This is a genomic window from Bradyrhizobium sp. URHD0069 (genome assembly GCF_000701345.1).
Classification (GTDB): domain Bacteria; phylum Pseudomonadota; class Alphaproteobacteria; order Rhizobiales; family Xanthobacteraceae; genus Bradyrhizobium.
The window spans coordinates 1-3,584 of the sequence record NZ_JNIJ01000107.1; the positions used below are offsets into that span (position 1 = coordinate 1).

The window sequence follows — 3,584 nt, forward strand, 5'->3', positions numbered from 1 at the left end:
ACCATCAGCCTGAAGCGCAGCACCCAAAATCTTCAACTATCCACAAGCTGGGGCCGGCCGATTACCCCATCTTCTAGGGGTAACCCGGAAGACATCTGCTCACACTGGTTCTTCTCAGTTTGACCCAACTCGGACATTGGGTCACTGATTTTGGCCGATTGTGCGTGCCGCTCCCCGGCCAATATGGGCTCTTTTGAATGGGCGTGGGATCGTGTAGTCTTCTTTAGAGCTGCTCTTCGAGACGGGACGTGCCGACGTCTCCGTTCGAGATGGATAGACAGCGGGAAATGCCGTCGGCAGGCATCGCACTCTCAATAAAACCGACAGTCCTTTTGTGCCGGTCTCTCACCGAGCACTCGCCGTGCGCACGGGCGCACGGCGATTGTTGCGCGAAATGCTCATTTTGACCGCAACGAGGCAGCGCCATGAAACCAAAATTTGGAACGTTCGTCACAGCGCTATTAGCGAGCTCATTCACCACAGCGGCCTGGGCGCAAGATCTCGGCCGCGTGCATTTCGAGACCTCGTGCACGCCGCCGGCGCAGGAGAAATTCGATCGCGGCCTGGCAATGGTGCATTCATTCTTCTTTCCGGACAGCGTCAAGGCCTTTACCGAAGCCGCTGCCGCCGATCCGCAATGCGCCATCGCCTACTGGGGCATCGCGATCAGCAGCCGTTCCAACCCACTGATCCTGCCGCTGACCGCCGGCGTCTTGAAGAACGGATTGGAAGCGGTGGAGAAGGGCAAAGCGATCGGTTCCAAGACCGAGCGCGAGCGCGACTGGCTTTTCGCGATCGAGCCTTACTACAGGGACTATGACAAGATCGATCAAACGTCGCGCGGCCTCTCTTACGAAAAAGCGATGGAAGGGCTGATGCAGAAGTATCCGGGCGATCCAGAAGCGGCTATTTTCTATGCGCTCGCTCTCAATGAGACGGCATTGCCTAGCGACACGACCTACGCCAACCAGCTCAAGGCCGGCGCCATCCTCGAAAAGGTCGCGGCGACGCTACCGGACCATCCGGGCGTGTTGCACTATCTGATCCACACCTACGATTATCCGCCGCTTGCGCAACGCGGTCTTGATGCTGCCAATAGATACGCCGAGGTCGCTCCCGCGGCGCAGCATGCCCAGCACATGCCCTCGCACACCTACTCCATGCTCGGACTGTGGACCCAGTCGGTCGCATCGAACACCAAATCGCGGATGATCGCCCGGGAGCAGGCGGCAAGGCTCTGGCCGGGGGCGGCACACCCGGGCGAGCCGCACCATCTGGACTTCGCCGAATACGCGCTGCTGCAAATGGGACAGGAGGGACCTGCGAAGCAGCTACGCGACGACAACAACGCCATAAAAAAGCTCGGGTTTGAATACCTCGCGAGCTATACTGCGCTTGCAGCGGTGCCGGCGCGTTTTGCGTTGGAACGCCAGGCGTGGAAGGAAGCAGCCGCCCTTGAGCCGAGGGGCAGCCAATTTCCACAGGCCGAGGCTATCACCTATTTTGCCCGCGCCATGGGATCAGCCCGCAGTGGCGACCTTGTCGCTGCCGACCGCGAGGTCGACAAACTCAAGGAGCTTCGCGCCGCGCTGGAAAACGCCAGTCAGTCTTATTGGGCCACGCAAGTCGAAGTCCAGATGTTGGCTGCATCGGCCTGGATTGCACAGGCAAAGGGCGAGACGGAGATGGCGCTGAAGGTCATGCGCGCAGCGGCGGATCTGGAGGACAGCAGCGCAAAACATATCGCGATGGAGAACCGGCTCTATCCGATGCGCGAACTGTTGGGTGACCTGCTACTCGAACAGCAACAGCCAGGACCAGCGTTCACGGAATACGAGACCTCGCTGCTGTCGACGCCCAATCGGCTGCGGGGCTTGTACGGCGCGGCCAAGGCGGCGAAGGCGACAAATCAGCCCGAAAAGGCCACGGCCTATTTCCGAAAACTTGCTGAGATGACCAAGGACGCCGATGCCGATCGAGTGGAGATCAGCGAGGCCAAAGCCTCTTTGATGCAGCAGTAAGCTGCCGTGGCAGAGGATGAGTAGAATGGCAGCCGGGTGCACCTGTCCGGCAGCCGGCTAACTGTACAAAGATCATGATGCGTTCGATCCTAATCGCCGCTGTGACGGGTGTGCTGGCCGCAGTGCCGGCATCGTATTTTTTAACTGAACCTGGCCGGCAAGATCGGGCTGCAACGTCGGCCCGCGCAGGTAATGCTGGGTCCGTGATGGTCGCCCCTGCCGAAGCGTGGCCGATCTGCTCGACCATGGCGGCGATAGCGGAAACGCCGGACTGGGCGGCGCTCGATCCGGATTTCGCAGCAGGCAAGCGAGCGATCGCGGCCGGCGACTGGGAAGCGGCGATCAAGGCACTCACGAATGCAGGGCTTCGCGACGCTCGCAATGCCGATATCCAGAACTACCTGGGCTACGCCTATCGCCGCCTGCGGCAGTTCGGTCCAGCAATGCGGCACTATCAGCAGGCGCTGATGCTCAATCCTCGGCACCGAAGCGCGCACGAACACCTCGGCGAAGCCTATCTGGTGCAAGGCGATCTCACCAAAGCCGAAGAGCATCTCACAGCATTGGAGCGAATTTGCCTCATTCCCTGCGACGAATATGATGATTTAAGGCAGGCAATTGCAAAGTACAACAAAGTCGCGGAGCGCTAGTCGGGATCGCTTGCCGCGACTTCCGCTATTGGCAGGTTTGAGACATGCCGGCTGAATCGAGCAATGTCCGAGTTCGAGGGCGAAGCGGAAATCATATGCTCGTACCGAGTTCTTCTCAGTTTGACCCAAAGGGGACCTCACGCGTCGGCGCAGTCCGGCGAGCAAGTCGCGTGATTAAGCAGGAATGTACGTCAACCTAATTACGTCTTCGCCAATCCTATCATTAGCCATAAGGCGGAGCGGCGGCCGGGGTCCGGCGAAATATGGCTTGCCGTGACCAAGCACGACGGGGTGCAGGTAGATTCGATACTCATCGATCAGGCCAAGTTCGGTGAGACTTTGCGCCAAGTCCGGGCCAGCAACTTCGATCTCCCCGTCGCGCTCGGCCTTCAGCTCGCGGATCGCGCCCTCAAGGTCATCTTCAACAAGCCTGGCGTTGGGGCCGACCGACTTCAACGAGCGCGAGACGACCCATTTCGGCTGGTTCCGCCACGCCGCCGCGAAGGCGTGTTCCGCTGCATCCCATTCAGGATGATCGTCGTCCCAGTAGCGCATGATCTCATACATTTGGCGACCGTACACACTGCCCGCCTGCGCCTGAGCCTCCTCGATGAAGTGGCGGAAGAGCGTGGGGCTTGGCGCAAACGCCATATGGTCGACGTAGCCGTCCAGAGACTGGTTCATTCCAAAGACTAACTTGGCCATGTTACAAAAATCTCCGCCCCAGGCTCTTCAGAATAGCTTGAGCCGACGTTGTACAGAAGTGAGATTGGACACAATTTGCGCGCCGCTTTACCGGTGCAACCAGATGTCAGCTTTTGATGCTGTGGACGGCTCCTCCACCGGCACTTGAGTGCCATGGATGTGGGCGCTGTTGAGGCTCCCACGATTCGGAGGAGCTATCCATGCTGAC

General features: G+C 59.5%; 3 protein-coding genes. 2 read left to right on the forward strand and 1 reads right to left on the reverse strand.

Annotation, left to right across the window (positions count from 1 at the left end):
- Positions 1-425 precede the first annotated feature (425 nt).
- On the forward strand, positions 426-2,021 hold the full coding sequence (locus N554_RS0130310; RefSeq protein ID WP_029586874.1) for a tetratricopeptide repeat protein: 1,596 nt from the start codon (positions 426-428) through the stop codon (positions 2,019-2,021).
- 206 nt (positions 2,022-2,227) lie between these two features.
- Complete coding sequence (locus N554_RS0130315) at positions 2,228-2,671, forward strand: tetratricopeptide repeat protein (RefSeq protein WP_051677800.1); 444 nt, start codon at positions 2,228-2,230, stop codon at positions 2,669-2,671.
- 174 nt (positions 2,672-2,845) lie between these two features.
- Here the strand turns inward: N554_RS0130315 and N554_RS0130325 are convergent, their stop codons facing one another.
- Positions 2,846-3,376 (reverse strand): dihydrofolate reductase family protein, encoded by a 531-nt coding sequence (locus N554_RS0130325; protein WP_029586876.1) that lies wholly within the window; start codon positions 3,374-3,376, stop codon positions 2,846-2,848.
- Between the last annotated feature and the right edge of the window lie 208 nt (positions 3,377-3,584).